Origin of the sequence: Nitrospira sp. (assembly GCA_029194665.1) — a bacterium.
Lineage (GTDB): Bacteria > Nitrospirota > Nitrospiria > Nitrospirales > Nitrospiraceae > Nitrospira_D.
Window position 1 is genome coordinate 1 of record JARFXO010000011.1, and the last position, 6,005, is coordinate 6,005.

4 protein-coding genes are annotated in these 6,005 nt (G+C 51.5%); 1 reads left to right on the forward strand and 3 read right to left on the reverse strand.

Annotated elements, in window-relative coordinates; genetic code table 11:
* The 3 genes from P0119_22730 to P0119_22740 form a co-directional block, all read right to left on the reverse strand.
* The coding region (locus tag P0119_22730) for a hypothetical protein (GenBank protein MDF0668877.1) at window positions 1–894 on the reverse strand (894 nt) is incomplete at its 3' end.
* 62 nt (window positions 895–956) lie between these two features.
* Window positions 957–2,024, reverse strand: coding sequence for a hypothetical protein (locus tag P0119_22735; GenBank protein ID MDF0668878.1), 1,068 nt, complete (start codon window positions 2,022–2,024; stop codon window positions 957–959).
* Between the two features lie 62 nt (window positions 2,025–2,086).
* Window positions 2,087–4,729 (reverse strand): hypothetical protein, encoded by a 2,643-nt coding sequence (locus tag P0119_22740; GenBank protein ID MDF0668879.1) that lies wholly within the window; start codon window positions 4,727–4,729, stop codon window positions 2,087–2,089.
* A gap of 320 nt (window positions 4,730–5,049) precedes the next feature.
* Here P0119_22740 and P0119_22745 point away from each other — a divergent pair.
* Window positions 5,050–6,005, forward strand: a 956-nt coding sequence (locus tag P0119_22745) for an IS110 family transposase (GenBank protein ID MDF0668880.1), incomplete at its 3' end; no start/stop codon positions are given.

Sequence of the window (6,005 nt, forward strand, 5' to 3'; positions counted from 1 at the left end):
CACGCGCCAACCGTTGAAATGAGTACCATTCCCTTGTGAGATTACGCCCAAGATATCAGGAGCAAATTGACGATCACCAATACGATTTCGTATAACTTGAGAAATGTTGCGCATTATTGGGTCCCCCATAATTGAACCACCTTCTTCGTAAAGCACATGAGCCACCATCGTTTGGAGGTTGTCAACAGATGGGTTAATGCAATGGTAGTTATCTGACGGTGGCGCACAGATTGGTGTCAGCGGTGTGGAACTTGGCGTGATCAATCGGGTCGCCGTCAAAACACGAACTGGCGTCCATGTCCGAGACGGAGTTGGTGGTCGCGGAGACGGAGGAATAGTCGGACTGGGTGATGGTGGAATTGGTGTCGGCGTCGGCGTTGGAGTTTGGGGAGGACAGAGAAACGGGATCCATATCCAATCACAAAAACCGTCATCCACCATTCCTATATTGACCGGATCCTGCCCGTCCCCGCCATACAAATAATCCCCCTTCTCATTCGGTGACAACCACAACCCCGTGTCTTGGTTATACCAGCGTCCATGCGCATAATACAAGCCCATATCCAGCGCATCGTTCATGTCAAAATTGAACTTGAGTGGGAATGACATGTAGCCCCACGCGCCATTCCAGTTGTAATATCCTCTGTTGTCGGAGGCATAATTTAAATCTCCCCACGCGCCGTAACTGCGCCAACCCGCACCACCATTCCCATCTTGCGGCACGAACGTGGCATCCCCGCGTCCGTTGTAACGATGATACCACGGTGGAAATTGGTTGATGTAGCGCAAGCCCACGCGTAGTGGTCTGCCGTTGGCATGGAGGTAAATCTCACGCGTAATGTTGCTCCCGTCCTCCACCCACGCCAACCAGTCGCTGTCGCCGACGTAATACAACCATTGACATCCCGACTTTGTATATGCGCGTACTCTTGCAAACACGGGTCAATAGAAAAATTTCATTTCCAATCAAAGATCATCTTGTTCGTTCCCTCGCTTGTTAACTGAGTCACTTGAGATGTTTTTACATCGATCAGATGAATTTCTCCGTTGGAGAATGCTGCGTAATGACTGTCCTTCGACCAAACAATTTCTCCTTGCAAACTCCAGTTTGCGTCAATAAGATATTTTATGTTCTTGTCATTAACATTCAGCAACCCAATCTGTCCTTCTTCCGGCAGCCCCGATATTTTTGGGGATTCCAAAACCATCCAAAAGACAATCCACTGGCCATCCGGCGAAAGAGAGATGTTACCGCCTGAAGATAAACCATAATTCTTTTGAAAGTCGGTAATTTGCCGTACGGTGCGTCCATAGTCGGTTGCTAGAAATATCTCCATGTTATTGTCGCTACCCTTGCCCGAAAATGCAATAGCCTGCCCATTCGTAGTCCACGAGAGATATCTTCTTGCCCCTGCATATTTGGGAATTTTGGGAGGATCCAGTTCAATTTGAGTTTTTTGCTTTAGAGTGTCGCCCTCTAGTTGTAGAGAACCTAAGCCCAAATATGACGTCCTCTCATAACGCGCAATTTCTTGAAAGGCAGAGTGGTTGCGAGACCATTGATAATACCCAACGCCCTGTGCTACTAACGGACGAAGCCTGTCAGTGAGAATGTCGTATCGCTTCCATTTATAGGCATCATTCGGATGGTCAGCCCAATCGTCCCACAGAGTTGCAAGCACCAAAAGGTTCTCATTGAGCCAGACGAAGCCAGGTTCTTCCGAAAACATTTCTATCCTCTTTAGATTGGTGCCGTCTGAATTAATAACCCACATCTGGAAATCCTCATTCGTAGTAGCTGTGGTGAAGGCAAGTTGCTTACCACTTGGAGAAAGACCTGCATCACTGATGAACTCCTCGCTTTCTGTGATAATTTGTTTTTGCTGTTGTATAGGATTGTAGGTTCCGATCTTATGTTCAGGTTCAAGTTCGATGTACCAAATATTTCCTGAACTTGCCTCGTTATTGCAGCTACAAAAAGCGAGACAGGAAAGGAGCGTGAAACCAAATAGAATATGTTTCATTGTGTTAGGCCTTTTAGGGAGTGTGACTTGACTCTCAAGTCACACTCCTTTTTCTTCCTGAATTAGGGCCCCCAGAAAAAATGAATTCCGTAGGGTCGTGTGCAACTGGTGGGGTCAGGGGTTGGGCTTGGCACAGACGGTGATGGTACGGTGGGGCTTGGTTTGCCACATGGGTTTCCAAAGTTCACTCGACCACCAATTGTTTGAACAAGCTCGTCCAGTAACTCATCATGCCTGTACGAGCCACTGAAAATCTTCTGGGCAACCTCAAATCCCCAATCGAACCTATCTCTGTGGGCTGATTTGGTAAGACTATAGCATTCGCTGCCTTCCGCTCCACGCGTTATATCACAGCGAGTACTATTCAGTATTCGTATCCAATGCTCTAGACCCTTGTATTGTAAGCATGGAATGCGCTCACAATCAGCAACTATGATTTCGCTACGAGTTGGTCGAGAGGGGAGACCGCGAACGCTATAGGGACAGCGCGCCTGCATGCGGCAAATCTCGTACCGATTTTGCACCGTTAAGAGAATGGCACCCGCTTCAAGTTTGCAGGTTGTTTGATTCGGGCAGTTTGCGATTTCGCCTACAACTTCAAACGCTGCTAACCTCGCAAGGCTTTGATCAGCGTCGTCTAGGTAAGAGCGATCTCTTATCTGTTGAAATAACTCAAGATACAGCCGTTCCTGCTTTGCAAGATTCGTAAAATATTCTCGTGAATAACCCGGGGTTTGAGTTTGAGCAGTATTGATTGGTTCGTTTTTATCCTCTTCGCCATACAAATAATCCCCCTTCTCATTCGGCGACAACCACAAGCCCGTATCTTGGTTATACCAGCGTCCATGTGCATAATACAAGCCCACATCCAACACATCATGCAAGTTGAAATTGAAGCGATCCGGAAAGCGCATGTAACCCCATGCCGCGTTCCAGTTGTAGTATCCTTTATTGTCGGAGGCGTAGTTCACGTCACCCCACGCGCCATAACTGCGCCAACCCGCTCCGCCATCACCATTCTGCGGCACGAACGTTGCATCGCCGCGTCCGTTGTAACGATGATACCACGGTGGAAATTGGTTGATGTAACGCAGTCCCACACGCAAGGGGCGTCCGTTGGCATGAAGGTAGATTTCGCGCGTGATGTTGCCGCCATCCTCGACCCACGACAACCACTCGCCGTCACCCACATAAAAATACTTGTGGCAGTAATCTCCGCCGGCGACCCATTGACAGAACTGTTTGATGCGTCCCAACGGGTCGTAACTCAAACTCGCCGTGTAACTCGATTGTCCCGTCGCGGTGCGCGTGACACTGTTGAGTTGATGCGTGCCGGGTTCCCACGCATACTCCATCGTCACGGTGAGACTGTTGGTCACTTTGACCATCTGATTCACGTTCCCGTCGTCATCATACGCAAGGGTGCGGTCATAGAAATAACTATAGCCACACGGACCGCTGCCGAGGATATTGCACTCGCGCGCCTCTTCGGACACCAAGCGATTGCCGTTCCATTCATATTCGGAACGCTTGTAACCCCAACTGTTGGCAAAAAAGGACGCGGGGTTTGCCACGATCGTCGCGCACGAATTGTTGCCCAACTGCCAGTAGCGTTTTTCGCGGCGTCCACTGTCGTCGTATTCGATGTATTCACGTGCCGCGCCGCCAAATTCCGAACAGACCAACCGCTGCGCGTCGTCATAGACCATGTGATTGGTGTTTTGGTTTTGCTGTTCCCAGGTATCGAGCAAATTGTTGGCGGTATAGCCGAGTGTGGAAGTGAGTGAATGAGAGGCGCTGCCAACATGACTCACATCCGCTTGCTCGATAAAAGCATTCCCATTGTAACCCAGCGTGCTGGTCAACGTGAGCGAATTCTGAACATCGCTGGTCACCCATCCTGTAAGTTGTCCATCTTCATACACGTTCGTCGTCTCTGCCCACGTTTGCGCGCCAACGGTTTGGGTGGTGGTTTCCAATTGATTCGCATCGTTGTAGGTCATCGTATTGACGATGCCATTCCCATTCACCAATTCTTGCAAATTCCCTGCCGCGTCAAAATCGTACGTTGTCTCATAATTGCTCGGGTCGGTGAACGCGGTTTGCCGATTCAGAGCATCATATTCATACGAAACGGTCACGTTGCTCTGTCCCGGGCGCGCTTGGGTGACGCTCGTGCGATTACCATTTTCGTCATATCCATACGTGAACGTTGTAATCAAATCATCGTCTGCTTCATAGCGTGATTCCGTTTCGACGCGATTCACCTCATCATATTCATATTCTCGATACGCGCCCGATGGCATTGTGAGCAAGACAAGATTGTTCGCCGCATCAAACGCATAGGTGGTCGTATCGTTCGGCGTCTCTTTGCTCACCAGCCGATTGGCATCGTCGTATTCAAACGTCGTCACCAAACTCTGTGGCTGCGTCGTCGTCAACACGTTCCCTACATTGTCGTATTCATATTCAGTCGTTTCATTCAATTCATTGGTCTGCGTTTCTAGCCGATTCACGTCGTCATAGGTGAAAGTCGTCGTTTCGTCATTCTCGTTCGTAAAAGCAAGTTTATTTCCCACTGCATCGTAGGTGAAGGTTTGCGTCGTAGTCGCAGGCAGCGTGATGGTGACAACACGATTTACCTCGTCGTATTCAAACTCTGTCGTGTTGCTCGCCGCATCGGTCATGCTCGTGCGATTGCCCACCGCGTCATGTTAGCATGATGGCAGTCGGGCGGGACGCTGCTTGACTTGCGGTCAGGCGCAACCGGGCGCATACTCTCTCGCGTTGAGGAGTGAGGACGTGTGCGTCGGGGGCGCGGCGTCAGGGACAATCGGCTATGCTTATGGGATGGTTCGTCCAAGCCCGCCGTCGTGTTTGATTGTCTCACTCGCATCCGCTCAACTGTGGGGTTCGGCGCAAGGTGTCCGAACGAACGCGTATCTGTGTGTGAAGTCTTGAACCCTAAAACGGTTGCGCCCGACCGCCCAAGCCCGGCGTGGCTTGGAACGACGAGGAGGTTGACATGGCTGACGAACGCAAAGCGCTGCGTTACATCGGACTCGATGTCCACAAACATTATCTCATCGCCATCGGTGTGAACGCGGCGAAAGAACAAATCTACGGACCCGTGCGCGTGGACTTGCAAAAACTGGACGGCTGGGCGAAAAAAACGCTGCTGCCCACCGATGCGCTGGTGTTGGAAATGACCACTAACACCTGGCAAGTGTATGACGAACTCTTGCCGTCCGCACACTCGGTAACGGTAGTCCATCCGCCACACGTGGCGCTCATCACGCGTGCCCAAGTGATGACGGATAATCTTGCGGCGCTGAAACTGGCGCGGTTGCATGCAGCAGGGATGATTCCGGCGCTGTGGGTGCCGCCGCCGGCAGTGCGCGAGTTGCGCGCGTTGTTGGCACATCGGCGGTTGCAAGTGCGCTTGGCGACGCAGGCGAAAAATCGCTTACATGCGGTGTTGCATCGCTATCATCTGGCGCCACCGCAAGGGGACTTGTTTGCGCCAGCACAGCGTGCGTGGTGGCAGCGTTTGAACGTGAGTGTGGTAGAACGCACGCGGATTGCGAGCGATTTGGCGACGTTGGATTTTGCGAATGCGCAGAAACGCACGTTGGAAGAAACGTTGACCACGCTTGCGGCGCAGGATGAACGCATGCCGTTGTTGCTGCAACTGGTGGGTTTTTCGCTCATCAACAGTTTGACGGTGTTGGCGGCGATAGGAGACATCACGCGCTTTGTGCATGCCGCACAGTTGGTGGGATATGCGGGTTTGGGTGCACGGGTGCATGACAGCGGGATGACCACCCGCACAGGCAAAATCACCAAAGCCGGACGGCGGGAATTACGTGCGGCGCTGGTGGAAGCGGCGCAGGTGGCGGTGTTACATCATCCGCATTGGCGTGCGGAACTGGCGCGGCTCGAACCGCGTTTGGGACGCAACAAAGCGATTGTAGCCATTGC

What these genes read in the sequence shown, in the direction of transcription:
- P0119_22735 (MDF0668878.1), bottom strand. Translation starts at nt 2,024, where the DNA reads ATGAAACATATTCTATTTGGTTTCACGCTCCTTTCCTGTCTCGCTTTT.